This window comes from Pectobacterium sp. 1950-15 (genome assembly GCF_037136835.1).
GTDB lineage: Bacteria > Pseudomonadota > Gammaproteobacteria > Enterobacterales > Enterobacteriaceae > Pectobacterium.
Genome location: NZ_JBBBQR010000001.1, coordinates 188,475 through 201,752, shown reverse-complemented (window position 1 = coordinate 201,752; position 13,278 = coordinate 188,475). Strand labels below are relative to the sequence as shown.

Sequence of the window (13,278 nt, the reverse complement as noted above, 5' to 3'; positions counted from 1 at the left end):
GTGCGCGTGAATTAGCGGCGATAATTTTTCTGCGCCGTGTTCACTTTGTACAGATAGCGGCGGGATTCGCCAGACGGGTGCTTCGTCGTCAGCGTTTGGTAGACATCGCTCGGTGACATACTGTTGATAATGCCCACGGCGCGATCCCGGTCGCTGGAGAAGACGCGCAACACGCTGCCTGCGCCACCGTTATACGCGGTGATGACGGCGTAGCGTTTCGACGTCGGGTTTTCAATACCGGCCAGATAGCTGTTTTTCAGAATCGACAGGTAGGCGGTACCCGCGTCGATATTTTGTTCTGGATCGAACAGGTAACTACGGCTCGGCTGTCCCCATTTCCCTTTCATCTTGAAGACGTCGCGTCCCGCACTGTGCTGTACCACCTGCATCAGGCCCAGCGCATCGGAACGGCTGACGGCGTAGGGGTTGAAGCTCGACTCTGTCTGCATAATCGCCAGAATCAGCGACTCTTCAATGCCATAACGCTCGGAGGCTTTTCGCACCAGCGGCAGGTATTTGTGCGCACGCTTATCCAGATGGTTAGGGACAAGCTGCATCGTGACCGACCAGATAACGTGCAGGCCGGAAGTGCGTTTTTGCAGACGGTTCTGGAGTAGATAATCCGCGAAGCTGGCGGCACGGCCTTCCCAGCGGATCGGCTGTCCGGTGTTATCCAGCACCTGACCATACAGCAGCGGTTCGCGGCTGATCTGAATATCATTAGCGTCGGAATACAGATCGGTGTTACTGGCGTCATCGCCCATTAACAGGGTGGTGATAATCGCCTGGCGCAGGCTGGCGACGGAATTGGTCGCCGAAATGGTTTCAATCGTGATTGAACCGGCATCAAAGTTGATGTGGCTACGCGTCTGATATTGATCGGTGTATTTGACGTAGTCTTTCGGGCCGGCGATCAGAACTTCATTCATACCCCAGATATTTTCGATGTTGTTGGCAAACTGGCCCATCAAAATATCGAAGGCGTTGGTATCCTTGATAAACTCTTCGTTGTCGGCATTCCCTTTGTTTCCCGAACAGGAAACCAGCAGTGGTGCAATGACCAGCAGCGCTAACATTTTCTTCATATAACAAGCCGTGTCGGAATTGGGACGTAAGCGGGCCCGAAAGCCCGCCATCTCAGTGGCTCGGAGGCGTATAGCCTTCGATGTGTACGTCCTTCCCTTCAAACAGGAATTTGATCATTTCCTGTTCCAGCAGCTTACGGTCGTCAACATTCATCATGCTGAGTTTTTTCTCGTTGATCAGCATGGTTTGCTTGGTTTGCCACTGCGCCCAGGCTTCTTTAGATATTTCGTTATAGATGCGCTTGCCCAGATCGCCGGGATAAAGCTGGAAATCTTGCCCTTCGGCGTCGCGTTGTAAAAAAGTACAAAAAATCGTTCTGCTCATGCTTCTTCCTCATCAATTGCGCAGGCATTCAAACGTGTAGATTGCGGGTGAGCCAGCTCCCTCAGCAGGCGTTCTACCGGGGCGGCCAGTCCGACAGACGGCGGCTGCGCTAAGTTATACCAGAGACCCGCATCGTCATCCATGCAGGACCGGTTTTGTGAGCGATCGCTCTGCGATACGTCCAGCCAGAGCGGAACGATATCCAGATGAAAATGGCTAAATGTATGGCGGAACGCGACAAGCTGTTGCAATCCATCAGGATTCAGACCACGTTGTTGCAGCCAGAGTTCCAATTCCCGACGCTCGCTGAACTGCGGGAAGCAAAATAGCCCGCCCCACAGGCCCACGGCAGGGCGCTGCTGTAGCCAGACCTGAGAGCCTTGCTGCATCAACAGGAACCAGCCCGTTTTCTCCGGCAGCGTCTGCTTCGGTTTCTTGCCGGGGTATTGCGCCCAGCTGTGGTTGGCGTAAGCAATACAGCCGGTGTTGAGCGGGCACAGTTCGCACTTGGGGCGGCTGCGGGTACAGACCATTGCGCCGAGATCCATCATCGCCTGATTAAACTGGCTGACACCCTCGGCTGGCGTGACCTCTTCACTCCGCGCCCACAGCTTCTTTTCGACCTCTTTCTTTCCCGGCCAGCCGTCAACGGCGTAGCAGCGTGCCAGCACGCGCTTCACGTTGCCGTCGAGAATCGGGTAATGCTGGCCGAGAGAGAGCGACAGCACGGCGCCAGCGGTGGAGCGCCCGACGCCCGGCAGCGCCGCGACTTCATCAAACGTGGTGGGGAATTCACCGCCGTGGCGTGACACGATGGTCTGGGCCGCTTTGTGCAGGTTGCGCGCGCGGGCGTAGTAGCCCAGCCCGGTCCATAAGTGGAGCACTTCGTCCAGCGGCGCTGCCGCCAGCGCGCTCACATTTGGAAAACGTTCCATAAAGCGTTGGAAATAGGGAATAACCGTGGTGACCTGCGTTTGTTGCAACATCACTTCGGATAGCCATACTTTATAGGGAGTTTTCTCAAGCTGCCACGGCAGGGTTTTGCGGCCATAGCGTTGATACCAGTCCAGCACCTGATGGGCGAACTGTTGCGCTTGCATCATAAAATGGGGTCACTATCCGATAGGTAAAAAGTTTGACAGCGATTCCAGCACAGAGTGAATGTGCTGTAAACCGGAACTTTCCGAGGCGGTGGGCTTGCTAAACCACGGTATCCTTGCATAATGCGCGTTTCCTTAACGAAATCGGACAGCAAGTAAGCACTCTTTATGATTAACAACGTCATTTCACCGGAATTTGATGAAAATGGGCGCCCGATGCGTCGTATCCGCAGTTTTGTCCGCCGTCAGGGGCGTTTGACCAACGGGCAACAGTTGGCGCTGGATAACTACTGGCCGGTGATGGGCGTGGAATATCAGACCGAACAGGTAGATTTTAACGCACTATTTGGTCGTGACGCGCCAGTGGTGCTGGAAATTGGTTTTGGGATGGGCGCCTCGCTGGTGACGATGGCGGCACAGCATCCTGAGCAGAATTTCCTCGGTATTGAAGTTCACCTGCCGGGCGTGGGGGCGTGCCTCGCTTCCGCACAGGAGGCGGGAATCAGCAATCTGCGCGTGATGTGTCACGATGCGATTGAAGTGCTGATGAAGATGATCCCCGAGGGATCACTGTCTATGGTTCAACTTTTCTTCCCCGATCCGTGGCACAAAGCCCGCCATAATAAACGCCGTATCGTCCAGGTGCCTTTCGTCGAACTGGTACAGAGTAAGCTGAAAGTCGGCGGTGTGTTCCATATGGCAACAGATTGGGAACCTTATGCGCAACATATGCTCGAAGTGATGACGTCTGTCGCCGGGTACCGCAACCTTTCCGATAAGAATGACTACGTTGAGCGGCCGGATTCCCGACCGCTAACGAAATTTGAAGCGCGCGGCCAGCGTTTGGGGCATGGCGTATGGGATCTGATGTTTGAGAGGATAAAATAAAATGGCACAAACTCGTAGCCGTCGTTTACGTAAAAAACTGCACATTGATGAGTTTCAGGAATTAGGTTTTTCGGTCAGCTTCCGCTTTCCTGAAGGCACTAACGTGGAAGACATCGATCGACTGATGGATAAGTTCGTCGATGAAGTGATTGAACCACAGGGTCTGGCATTTGAAGGCAGCGGTTATCTGCACTGGGAAGGTCTCATCTGCCTGCAAAAACTGGGTCACTGTACCGAAGAGCATCGCCAACTGGTTAGCCGCTGGTTGGAAGAACAGAAACTGACGGATGTGAAAGTCAGCGATCTGTTCGATATCTGGTGGGATCTGCCAGAAAACCTGCTGTAATTTTTGCTTAAGTAAAAACGGAAAGGCCTTGGTTTACGCCAACGCCTTGATCTAAGCAAAAAAATGCCTGAGCTGATTGTGGCTCAGGCGTTATCCGCCTCATCAAAGGGCACATTGCCGCTTTCCCGCCACTGCCGTTGTTTTCTTCAGGAGAAAATATGTCGCGTAAAATGACCTTGGGTTTATTGATGTTGCTGTCCTGGCAAGCGCAGGCGGCCTACCAGTGCAACGTGAACCCGCAGGACGACATCATTATCAGTCCGCAGCACGTACAGGTCGTGGGTGCCAGCGGCAATTTACAGCTTTCCCCACAGGGCGATATCGTCCGTAACGGTACGCCGCTGACCCTGAACGCCGAACAGCGCCAGAAAGCCAAAGCCTATCAGGCGGATATACGCCAGCAACTGCCGTGGATCGATCAGGGCGCGCAGCAGCATCTGGAAAAAGCGCGAGTCGCGCTGGATAACGTGATCGTGCAGGAGCTCGGCAGCGACAGCAATGTGCGCAATCGTCTGACTACGCTGGATAAACAGCTCAAGCAGCAGATGAACCGTATTATCGAACATCGTAGCGATGGCCTGACGTTCCACCATCAGGCGATTAAGCAGGTCGAGCAAGATGGCAAGCAGATCGTGCAGCAAAGCATGGGCGGCGTCTTGCAGGATAGCCTGAACGAGATGGGCGTAAAACAGATGTCCAGCGGCGGTAACCCGCTACAGGCGATGATGGGCAACCTCGGTGGTTTGCAGAAAGCGATTCAGGCCGAGTGGAATAATCAGGAACTGGAGTTCCAGCGCTTTGGCAACGATGTATGCAGCCGCGTCACGTCGTTAGAAAACCAGCGCAAGAGCCTGCTGCAGACGCTGAAGTAAATTGAAGCAGCTTGAAGTTGCTTAAGGAAACGGGCTGAGGCCCGTTTTTTCGTTTTTCTCTCCATTTTCCTTCTCGACCAGCCCCCTTATTCTCCTATCTGGGCGCATGACGGTTACACCATGAATCATGCTTATCGGTAGCTGCCTATCGAAAAAAGTTCATTTTTGTGCCACGTCTGATTAACGATACCGACATATTTTCCCGCCAGTATTGTTCAATATTTATGCACTCCAGCGTTCTCCTTCCGAATCGTATTAATGCCCCCTGCTTATGGGAGATTTTTTATGATGCCGTTGTCTAGACCTCCGACCACTCTCTATCAGGCGATTGCCGCCCGGCTAGAAGAAGCGCTACGCGAACGCTACAAATGTGGCGACTATCTCCCTTCTGAGAAGCAACTGGCTACGCACTACGCCGTTAACCGCCATACGTTACGCCGGGCAGTGGATGATCTGGTGAAAAAAGGGCTGGTTCAACGCCGTCACGGTGTGGGGATTTTGGTGCTTATGCGGCCTTATGACTATCCGCTGCATGCGCAGGCTCACTTTAGCCAGAACTTGTTGGATCAAGGCAGTTGCCCTTCCAGCGAACGATTGCTGGCCATGCTGAGTCCGGCGAGTCAAGAGATTGCCACCACGCTGGGCTGTGACGAAGGCGATAACATTATCCATTTGCGCACGCTGCGTCGGGTGAACGGCATACCCGTCTGTGTCATTAACCACTTCCTGCCTACTCTTTCCTGGTGGCCGCATCTACAGCAGTTCACTCGCGGCTCACTGCACGGCTTTATTACCGAGCGGCTAAATCAGGCGCTGGTTCGCACGCAAACGCGCATTAGCACGCGGCTGGCTCAGGCTAAGGAAAGCCGACTGTTGGAAATCGATGCGCAGTCTCCACTGCTGTGTTTACGCACGCTGAATAAAACCGCAAACGGTGAGATCGCCGAGTACTCCATCAGCCTGACCCGTGGCGATATGATCGAACTGACGCTGGAGCACTAGATGGATACGCAAACACGCCGTCAACACTGGCTCTCGGTGCTGGCATTCAGCCCGGTTACCGAGCTGGAGAAGCGCTGGCACGCGCTCAATCTGCACCCGCAGTATGCCGTCCTGCGCGCGGCTGAAATTGGCCTGACTCGTCTACAGGCGAGAATGGGAGGAACGGGCAAGCGCTTTGTGCTGGGGGATATGACGATGACGCGTGCCGTGGTGCGCTTGGCTGACGGTACGTGCGGGTACAGCTATGTCGCTGGGCGCGATAAAGCCCATGCTGAGCGCTGCGCCCTCATCGATGGGCTATTGCAACTGCCGGAAAACTACGATCGGTTGCAGGAGCACCTCATCCAACCTCTGGCAGCGCAGCGCGCCGATTTGTGCCAACGGCGCGCACGTCAAATTGCCAGCAGCAAGGTCGATTTCTTCACGCTGGTTCGCGGAGATAACTGATGTCTATACAGGCGAGCTTTGCGCAGCCGGTGGCTGACGCGCAATGTGCTTTTCGGCGCATCCTCAAAGCGGTTAGCGAACCGGGCGTAACGGTGACTTTGCCGTTACAACATGGGTGGGGAAAGTTGTCTCCTGCCGCGACGGCGGTGATGCTGACGCTGGTCGATCGCGATACGCCGCTCTGGCTGGATGACGCATTGAATGATGAAACCCTCCGCAGCAACCTGCGTTTTCATACCGGTGCGATACTGACCGGAGATGAATCGGCGGTTTTCGCCTTGCTTCGTGCCTCATCGGCAATCTCGCTGTCCCGGTTTTCGGCGGGGGATGACATGTCGCCGGAAAAGAGTACCACGGTCATCATCGACGTTTCCTCTCTGAGCGGCGGCACGCCGCTGCGCCTGAGCGGACCGGGGCTGGAAACCTCACGTATCGTTGACCCGTCGTTGCCGCCGGACATCGTGCGTTATCTCTGCCAGCGTCCCGAGCCCTTTCCGCAAGGTATCGATCTGATGTTCACCTGTGCCGATGCCATGATGGCGTTACCGCGCACCACTTATGTGGAGGTCTGCTGATGTACGTCGCCGTGAAAGGGGGAGAGAAAGCGATCGAAAATGCCCATCGCTTACAGGACGATTTGCGCCGTGGGGATCGTGACATCCCGGAAATTGACTGCCAGCAGGTTGAACAGCAGCTCGGTCTGGCCGTCGATCGCGTGATGACCGAAGGCGGTATCTACGATCGTGAACTGGCGGCGCTGGCGATTAAACAGGCCAGTGGGGATGTGGTGGAAGCCATTTTTCTCCTGCGTGCGTATCGCACGACGTTGCCACGTCTGGCCGACAGCCTGCCGTTAACGACGGCGAACATGCGGATTGAGCGACGTATTTCGGCAGTCTACAAAGATGTGCCGGGCGGTCAGGTTCTCGGCCCAACTTACGATTATACCCACCGCTTGCTGGATTTCACGCTGCTTGCCAGCGGTGACACACCTGCGCCGTCGAGTGCGGATATGCCGCTGGAAGCCGCGTGCCCACGGATATTTGATCTGATGACTCGCGAAGGGTTTGCCGTCAGGGAAGAGGATGACGGCAGCGAACCCTGTGATATCACCCGCGATCCCCCGAGTTATCCGGCCCCGCGTTCGGCACGTCTGCAACAGCTGGTGCGGGGGGATGAAGGGTTCCTGCTGGCCCTGAGCTATTCGACACAACGCGGCTATGGCCGCACCCATCCCTTTGCCGGAGAGATCCGCACCGGTTTTGTCACGGTAGAGATTGTGCCGGAGGAGCTGGGGTTTGCGCTGGAAATCGGCGAAATCCTGCTGACCGAGTGCGAAATGGTCAACGGGTTTACCGACAGAGATGAGGAAGCACCACACTTTACCCGAGGCTATGGATTGGTGTTTGGTCGTGCGGAACGTAAGGCCATGTCGATGGCGTTGGTGGATCGTGCGCTGCAAACCGCAGAGCATCACGAACGGGTGACCAGCCCGGCACAGGACGAGGAGTTTGTGCTGTCGCATGCGGATAACGTCGAGGCGGCGGGATTTGTCTCTCACCTCAAACTGCCTCATTACGTCGATTTTCAGGCGGAACTGGAACTCCTGAAACGTCTGCGTCAGGAGTATCAGGAGGGCAACGATGCATGAGTTAAGCGGCTATAACCCTGGCTATCTTGATGAGCAAACTAAACGCACGATCCGGCGCGCCATATTGAAGGCGGTAGCGATTCCCGGCTATCAGGTGCCGTTTGGCGGACGGGAAATGCCGATGCCCTATGGCTGGGGAACCGGCGGCATTCAGCTTACCGCGAGCCTGATTGGTGAAAACGATGTACTGAAAGTGATCGATCAGGGCGCGGACGATACAACCAATGCCGTATCCATCCGGCGTTTCTTCCAGCGCGTGAGCGGGGCGGTGACCACCGAACGTACCGCCGAGGCCACGCTGATTCAGACACGTCACCGCATTCCTGAAACGCCGCTGAAAGAAGATCAGATCCTGATCTATCAGGTTCCTATCCCTGAACCGCTGCGTTTTATTGAGCCGCGCGAGGTCGAGACGCGCAAAATGCATGCGCTGGAAGAGTACGGCATCATGCAGGTGAAACTGTACGAAGATATCGCCCGCTATGGTCATATTGCGACAACCTATGCGTATCCGGTGAAGGTGAATGACCGTTACGTGATGGATCCGTCGCCTATTCCCAAATTTGATAACCCCAAAATGCACAGGATGCCGGCGTTACAACTGTTTGGCGCAGGCAGAGAAAAGCGCATTTACGCCCTGCCTCCCTACTGTGACGTGAAAAGTCTGGATTTTGACGATCACCCGTTTTGCGTTCAACGCTGGGAACAGCCCTGTGCGCTGTGCGGTTCACATGACAGCTACCTTGATGAAATCGTGATAGATGATGAAGGATCGCGTCTGTTTGTCTGCTCCGATACCGACTACTGCCGTCAGCAGCAGGAGAAAAACAGCCATGAACCGCAGTGAACAGCCGCTGCTGGCGGTCAATAATCTGACGCACCTTTATGCGCCGGAAAAGGGTTTTGAAGACGTCTCGTTTGAACTTTTTCCGGGTGAAGTGCTGGGGATTGTCGGGGAGTCGGGGTCGGGGAAAACGACCTTATTACAGGCTATCTCGGCACGTTTAACGCCACAGCAGGGAACGATTGAGTATCAGGGGCGCGATTTATATCGCCTGAGCGAAAGTGAGCGGCGACGCCTGCTGCGCACCGAATGGGGCGTCGTGCATCAGTATCCGCTTGATGGCCTGCGTCCGCAGGTTTCGGCCGGCGGCAATATTGGTGAACGGCTAATGGCCGCCGGGCAGCGCCACTACGGCGAGATTCGCCAGCAGGCCAGCCAGTGGTTGCAGGATGTGGAGATCCCGGTAGCGCGGATTGACGATCTGCCCACCACCTTTTCTGGCGGGATGCAGCAGCGCCTGCAAATTGCCCGTAGTCTGGTGACGCGTCCCAAATTGGTCTTCATGGATGAACCGACCGGCGGCCTTGATGTTTCCGTGCAGGCTCGCCTGCTGGATCTCTTACGGACGCTGGTGCGTGAACTGAATCTGGCGGTGGTGATCGTGACGCATGATTTGGGCGTCGCGCGGATGTTGGCCCACCACCTGATCGTGATGAAACAAGGGCGGGTTGTCGAAAGCGGCCTGATTGACCGCGTGCTGGACGATCCCAGACACCCTTATACGCAACTGCTGGTTTCGTCAGTCCTGAACTGACCGAAGCCCTATGAATCCCGCGTCATCGCGGGTGAATCAGGTTGTAATCAATCGGAACACGCTATGAATACACAACTGCGCGTTGAACATGTTTATAAAGTCTTCGTGTTACACAATCAGCACGGAGCATCGCTGCCCGTGTTGCATGATGCCAATTTTGAGGTCAAATCAGGGGAATGTGTGGTGCTGGATGGGCATTCCGGCAGTGGTAAATCCACGCTGCTGCGCTCGCTGTATGCCAACTATCAGCCTAACCGCGGCCATATCTGGGTCAAGCATCAGCAGCACTGGATCGATCTGGTGAACGCCTCGTCACGGCAAATCCTTGCCATTCGCCGCGACACCATTGGTTGGGTCAGCCAGTTTTTACGGGTAATTCCCCGCGTCTCCACACTGGATGTCGTCATTCAACCCCTGTTGGAGCGCGGGATTGCGCGGGGCGAAGGTGAAGCGCGTGCCAGACAACTGCTCGCCCGGCTCAACGTGCCAGAACGGCTATGGTCGCTGCCGCCATCGACCTTCTCCGGTGGTGAACAGCAGCGGGTGAACATCGCCCGGGGATTTATCGCCGACTATCCGATTCTCCTGCTGGATGAACCGACTGCGTCGCTGGACAGTGGCAATAGCCATGTGGTGGTTCAACTGATTGAAGAAGCCCGTGAGCGCGGAGCGGCGATTGTCGGTATTTTCCATGACAGTGCGGTGCGTAACCGGCTCGCCACACATTTACACGCTATGCAACCTTATCCCGGGGTGCGGCAACATGATTATCAATAATGTGCATTTGGTGTTGGAAAATGAGGTGGTTTACGGGTCGCTGGACGTGCAAAACGGCGTCATTCTTCACGTCAGCAGCGCATGCTGTCAACTGCCTGAGGCTGTTGATGGCGAAGGCGGGTTTCTGCTGCCGGGGCTGGTAGAACTGCATACCGATAATCTCGATAAATTTTTTACCCCGCGGCCAAAAGTGGATTGGCCAGCCTACTCGGCGATGAGCAGCCACGATGCGCTGATGGTGGCGAATGGCATCACCACCGTACTGGACGCGATTGCCGTGGGGGATGTGCGGGACGGCGGCCACCGTTTTGATAATCTCAATAACATGATCGAGGCGATCCGTCAGGGGCAGGAAAAAGGGCTAAACCGTGCCGAGCACCGATTGCATCTGCGCTGTGAGTTACCGTATGACGCCACGGTTCCGCTGTTTGAACAACTGATGAATACGCCCGATCTCTTGCTGGTGTCATTGATGGACCACTCGCCCGGCCAGCGCCAGTACACCTCGTTGCAGAAATACCGTGAGTATTTTCAGGGAAAATATCATCTCAACAATCGGCAGATGGCCGCGTTTGAGGAGGAACAGATGGCGCTGGCCGCTCGCTGGTCTCAGCCCAATCGCTTCGCCATTGCAGCACTCTGCCGTGAAAAAGGGATCACGTTAGCTAGCCATGACGACGCCACGCTAGAGCACGTTAATGAATCCCTTCAGGTGGGCAGCGCGATTGCTGAATTTCCCACCACCGAGGCGGCGGCGAGGTACTCACACGAACACGGGTTGCTGGTGTTGATGGGGGCCCCCAACGTGGTACGCGGCGGCTCGCATTCGGGCAACGTGTCGGCCAGCGCGCTGGCGCAGCAGGGGCTATTGGACATTCTCTCTTCCGATTACTACCCCGCCAGCCTGCTTGATGCCGCATTTCGTCTGGCACAGGATGAGAGCAACCCTTATGACCTGCCGCGCGCCATTACCTTGCTGACACGCAATCCCGCTCGCGCTATTGGGTTACACGATCGCGGTGTGATTGCCGAAGGGAAACGTGCTGATTTGGTGCTGGCGCATACGCTGCACGGCCATGTGCATATTCGTCATGTGTGGGCAAAAGGGGAGAAGGTGTACTAATCGGTTGATTGTCTTCGTTGTGGGAGTAGGGAGGATAAGGAGAGGTTTGCAAATCGTTGCAATTGGTCATTTTTTAATCATTAATTATTCATGAAATCATCACGCCGTCTGTTCTTAATGAGTGGGCTACCTCACCGCATGAGGATACCAAGATGGCACAGGTACTATTGAAATCCGGCCTTGAATTCAAAACACAGTTGCAGCCCGTTCAGTCGCAAAAGGTGCTGTCCGTTCGAGGCGTGGGGAAAGCGTGGTCTCCACAACATCGGGTGCTAGACGACATTAACTTCGATCTGCACACGGGAGAATTCGTTGCCGTCATTGGTCGCTCCGGGGCGGGAAAATCGACGCTGCTGCATCTGTTAAACGGCACGATTCCCGCCTCCGGCGGTGAAATTATCAGCCACAGCGGTGAGCAGCCGCAGGATATTATCAAGCTCAGCCCGCGCCAGATACGCCAGTGGCGCACCCATTGCGGCATGATTTTTCAGGATTTCTGTCTGGTTCCGCGGTTGGATGTTCTCACCAACGTCTTGTTAGGCCGCCTTAGCCAAACTTCCACGCTCAAGTCACTGTTTCGTGTGTTTTCCGACGAAGACCGCGCTCGCGCCATCGAACTGCTGCAATGGGTAAACATGCTGCCGCAGGCGTTACAGCGTGCGGAAAACCTCTCTGGCGGCCAGATGCAACGCGTCGCCATCTGTCGGGCCCTCATGCAGCAGCCCAGAATTTTGCTGGCCGATGAACCGGTCGCATCGCTCGATCCCAAAAATACCCGCCGCATTATGGATGTCTTGCGGGAAGTGAGTCAGCAGGGGATTAGCGTCATGGTCAATCTGCACTCGGTGGATCTGGTGAAACGCTACTGTACGCGCGTCATCGGGATCGCTCAGGGGCGCATTGTTTTTGACGGCCACCCAACGCGATTGGATGAGCCGCTGCTTCATACGCTGTATGGCGATGAACTGAACGCACATTAACGCTATATGCGTTTAACACTTGTGCGTTTAACACGATGGCCTTTGACACGAGAACAGGTGATAACAATGAGAAAGATCTTTGGTTTGGCGATGATGTTAAGCAGCTCACTGACCGTCTTCAGCGTCACGGCGGCGGGAGTGCCGAAAGAGCTGAATCTCGGTATTTTGGGTGGGCAAAATGCGACACAGCAGATCGGTGATAATCAGTGCGTCAAACAGTTCCTTGATAAAGAACTGGGAGTTGAAACCCAGTTGCGTAATGCTTCTGATTACTCCGGCGTCATTCAGGGTTTACTGGGAGGAAAAGTCGATCTGGTTCTGAGCATGTCGCCATCATCTTTCGCCTCCGTCTATCTGAAAGATCCTAACGCGGTGGACATCGTCGGTATTGCCGTTGACGATAAAGACCAGTCACGTGGCTACTACTCTGTAGTCGTGGTTAAAGCCGACAGCCCGTACAAAAAGCTGGAAGACCTGAAAGGGAAATCCTTTGGCTTTGCCGATCCCGATTCAACCTCGGGGTTTCTGGTGCCGAATCAGGTATTCAAACAGGAATTTGGTGGGAACAATGACAACAAATACAACAATTTCTTTTCCAGCGTGACGTTCTCTGGCGGCCATGAGCAGGACATTCTGGGCGTACTGAACGGCCAATTTGACGGTGCCGTTGCGTGGACATCGATGGTGGGCGATTACAACACGGGCTATACCGCCGGCGCGTTTACCCGTCTGATCCGCATGGATCACCCGAACCTGATGCAGCAGCTCCGTATTATCTGGAAATCTCCGATGATCCCGAATGGGCCGATTTTGGTCAGCAATAAGCTACCCGCGGATTTCAAGCAGAAGGTCATTACCGCGGTGATGAAGTTGGATAAAGAACAGCATGAATGTTTTATGAAAGCGATGGGCGGGACTCAGCACATCGGCCCGGCAAGCCTGGATGACTACAAACACATCATCGACATGAAACGCGAACTGATGAAAGGCAACCGCTGATCGAGAGTGGGCGGGTCGCTATTCCCTCAACGCCCGTTCGGACGTGACATCGAACGGGCGGCAACATTTTCGGTCCGCTAATCAA

General features: G+C 55.1%; 16 protein-coding genes. 13 read left to right on the top strand and 3 right to left on the bottom strand.

The window, feature by feature from the left end; genetic code table 11:
* Window positions 1-11: 11 nt before the first annotated feature.
* Genes mltC through mutY form a run of 3 tightly spaced genes read right to left on the bottom strand, consistent with a single transcriptional unit; the run spans window position 12 to window position 2,513 of the window.
* Window positions 12-1,085, bottom strand: coding sequence for a membrane-bound lytic murein transglycosylase MltC (gene mltC / locus WCT94_RS00850; RefSeq protein ID WP_336867326.1), 1,074 nt, complete (start codon window positions 1,083-1,085; stop codon window positions 12-14).
* Window positions 1,086-1,137: 52 nt separating this feature from the next.
* Window positions 1,138-1,410 carry an oxidative damage protection protein gene (locus tag WCT94_RS00845; protein ID WP_005975842.1) on the bottom strand — a complete coding sequence of 91 codons (273 nt, stop codon included), beginning with the start codon at window positions 1,408-1,410 and terminating at the stop codon, window positions 1,138-1,140.
* Complete coding sequence (gene mutY / locus WCT94_RS00840) at window positions 1,407-2,513, bottom strand: A/G-specific adenine glycosylase (protein WP_336867324.1); 1,107 nt, start codon at window positions 2,511-2,513, stop codon at window positions 1,407-1,409. Before mutY ends, WCT94_RS00845 begins: the two co-directional genes overlap by 4 nt.
* A 165-nt stretch (window positions 2,514-2,678) precedes the next feature.
* Here mutY and trmB point away from each other — a divergent pair, with 165 nt between their 5' ends.
* From trmB to phnD, 13 genes are all read left to right on the top strand, one after another.
* Window positions 2,679-3,398 (top strand): tRNA (guanosine(46)-N7)-methyltransferase TrmB, encoded by a 720-nt coding sequence (trmB, locus tag WCT94_RS00835; RefSeq protein ID WP_181845468.1) that lies wholly within the window; start codon window positions 2,679-2,681, stop codon window positions 3,396-3,398.
* 1 nt (window position 3,399) lies between these two features.
* Window positions 3,400-3,744: a YggL family protein gene (locus WCT94_RS00830; protein WP_336867320.1), complete on the top strand. Its 345-nt coding sequence runs from the start codon at window positions 3,400-3,402 to the stop codon at window positions 3,742-3,744.
* A 158-nt stretch (window positions 3,745-3,902) separates the two neighbouring features.
* Window positions 3,903-4,616, top strand: coding sequence for a DUF2884 domain-containing protein (locus tag WCT94_RS00825; protein ID WP_336867318.1), 714 nt, complete (start codon window positions 3,903-3,905; stop codon window positions 4,614-4,616).
* 288 nt (window positions 4,617-4,904) lie between these two features.
* Window positions 4,905-5,618, top strand: a complete 714-nt coding sequence (phnF, locus tag WCT94_RS00820; RefSeq protein ID WP_336867654.1) for a phosphonate metabolism transcriptional regulator PhnF — start codon at window positions 4,905-4,907, stop codon at window positions 5,616-5,618.
* Entirely contained in the window at window positions 5,619-6,065 is a 447-nt protein-coding gene (gene phnG / locus WCT94_RS00815; protein WP_336867316.1) for a phosphonate C-P lyase system protein PhnG, read from the top strand.
* Window positions 6,065-6,640, top strand: coding sequence for a phosphonate C-P lyase system protein PhnH (gene phnH / locus WCT94_RS00810; protein ID WP_336867313.1), 576 nt, complete (start codon window positions 6,065-6,067; stop codon window positions 6,638-6,640). Before phnG ends, phnH begins: the two co-directional genes overlap by 1 nt.
* Window positions 6,640-7,716, top strand: coding sequence for a carbon-phosphorus lyase complex subunit PhnI (locus tag WCT94_RS00805; RefSeq protein ID WP_336867310.1), 1,077 nt, complete (start codon window positions 6,640-6,642; stop codon window positions 7,714-7,716). Before phnH ends, WCT94_RS00805 begins: the two co-directional genes overlap by 1 nt.
* Window positions 7,709-8,563 (top strand): alpha-D-ribose 1-methylphosphonate 5-phosphate C-P-lyase PhnJ, encoded by an 855-nt coding sequence (locus WCT94_RS00800; protein WP_336867308.1) that lies wholly within the window; start codon window positions 7,709-7,711, stop codon window positions 8,561-8,563. The genes WCT94_RS00805 and WCT94_RS00800 overlap by 8 nt, the downstream gene beginning before the upstream one ends.
* Window positions 8,550-9,314: a phosphonate C-P lyase system protein PhnK gene (gene phnK, locus WCT94_RS00795; protein ID WP_180778185.1), complete on the top strand. Its 765-nt coding sequence runs from the start codon at window positions 8,550-8,552 to the stop codon at window positions 9,312-9,314. The genes WCT94_RS00800 and phnK overlap by 14 nt, the downstream gene beginning before the upstream one ends.
* Window positions 9,315-9,377: 63 nt before the next feature.
* Window positions 9,378-10,091, top strand: coding sequence for a phosphonate C-P lyase system protein PhnL (gene phnL, locus WCT94_RS00790; protein WP_336867305.1), 714 nt, complete (start codon window positions 9,378-9,380; stop codon window positions 10,089-10,091).
* Window positions 10,078-11,214 (top strand): alpha-D-ribose 1-methylphosphonate 5-triphosphate diphosphatase, encoded by a 1,137-nt coding sequence (gene phnM, locus WCT94_RS00785; RefSeq protein WP_336867303.1) that lies wholly within the window; start codon window positions 10,078-10,080, stop codon window positions 11,212-11,214. Before phnL ends, phnM begins: the two co-directional genes overlap by 14 nt.
* Before the next feature lie 152 nt (window positions 11,215-11,366).
* The gene (gene phnC / locus WCT94_RS00780) at window positions 11,367-12,194 is read left to right on the top strand and encodes a phosphonate ABC transporter ATP-binding protein (RefSeq protein WP_336867301.1); all 828 of its coding nucleotides are present in this window, start codon (window positions 11,367-11,369) and stop codon (window positions 12,192-12,194) included.
* 66 nt (window positions 12,195-12,260) lie between these two features.
* Window positions 12,261-13,193 carry a phosphonate ABC transporter substrate-binding protein gene (gene phnD / locus WCT94_RS00775; RefSeq protein WP_336867298.1) on the top strand — a complete coding sequence of 311 codons (933 nt, stop codon included), beginning with the start codon at window positions 12,261-12,263 and terminating at the stop codon, window positions 13,191-13,193.
* Window positions 13,194-13,278: the final 85 nt, after the last annotated feature.

Bases quoted from the DNA above. Each gene is read 5' to 3' on its own strand.
- mltC (WP_336867326.1), bottom strand. From the start codon at position 1,085: ATGAAGAAAATGTTAGCGCTGCTGGTCATTGCACCACTGCTGGTTTCC.
- WCT94_RS00845 (WP_005975842.1), bottom strand. From the start codon at position 1,410: ATGAGCAGAACGATTTTTTGTACTTTTTTACAACGCGACGCCGAAGGG.
- mutY (WP_336867324.1), bottom strand. From the start codon at position 2,513: ATGATGCAAGCGCAACAGTTCGCCCATCAGGTGCTGGACTGGTATCAA.
- trmB (WP_181845468.1), top strand. From the start codon at position 2,679: ATGATTAACAACGTCATTTCACCGGAATTTGATGAAAATGGGCGCCCG.
- WCT94_RS00830 (WP_336867320.1), top strand. From the start codon at position 3,400: ATGGCACAAACTCGTAGCCGTCGTTTACGTAAAAAACTGCACATTGAT.
- WCT94_RS00825 (WP_336867318.1), top strand. From the start codon at position 3,903: ATGTCGCGTAAAATGACCTTGGGTTTATTGATGTTGCTGTCCTGGCAA.
- phnF (WP_336867654.1), top strand. From the start codon at position 4,905: ATGCCGTTGTCTAGACCTCCGACCACTCTCTATCAGGCGATTGCCGCC.
- phnG (WP_336867316.1), top strand. From the start codon at position 5,619: ATGGATACGCAAACACGCCGTCAACACTGGCTCTCGGTGCTGGCATTC.
- phnH (WP_336867313.1), top strand. From the start codon at position 6,065: ATGTCTATACAGGCGAGCTTTGCGCAGCCGGTGGCTGACGCGCAATGT.
- WCT94_RS00805 (WP_336867310.1), top strand. From the start codon at position 6,640: ATGTACGTCGCCGTGAAAGGGGGAGAGAAAGCGATCGAAAATGCCCAT.
- WCT94_RS00800 (WP_336867308.1), top strand. From the start codon at position 7,709: ATGCATGAGTTAAGCGGCTATAACCCTGGCTATCTTGATGAGCAAACT.
- phnK (WP_180778185.1), top strand. From the start codon at position 8,550: ATGAACCGCAGTGAACAGCCGCTGCTGGCGGTCAATAATCTGACGCAC.
- phnL (WP_336867305.1), top strand. From the start codon at position 9,378: ATGAATACACAACTGCGCGTTGAACATGTTTATAAAGTCTTCGTGTTA.
- phnM (WP_336867303.1), top strand. From the start codon at position 10,078: ATGATTATCAATAATGTGCATTTGGTGTTGGAAAATGAGGTGGTTTAC.
- phnC (WP_336867301.1), top strand. From the start codon at position 11,367: ATGGCACAGGTACTATTGAAATCCGGCCTTGAATTCAAAACACAGTTG.
- phnD (WP_336867298.1), top strand. From the start codon at position 12,261: ATGAGAAAGATCTTTGGTTTGGCGATGATGTTAAGCAGCTCACTGACC.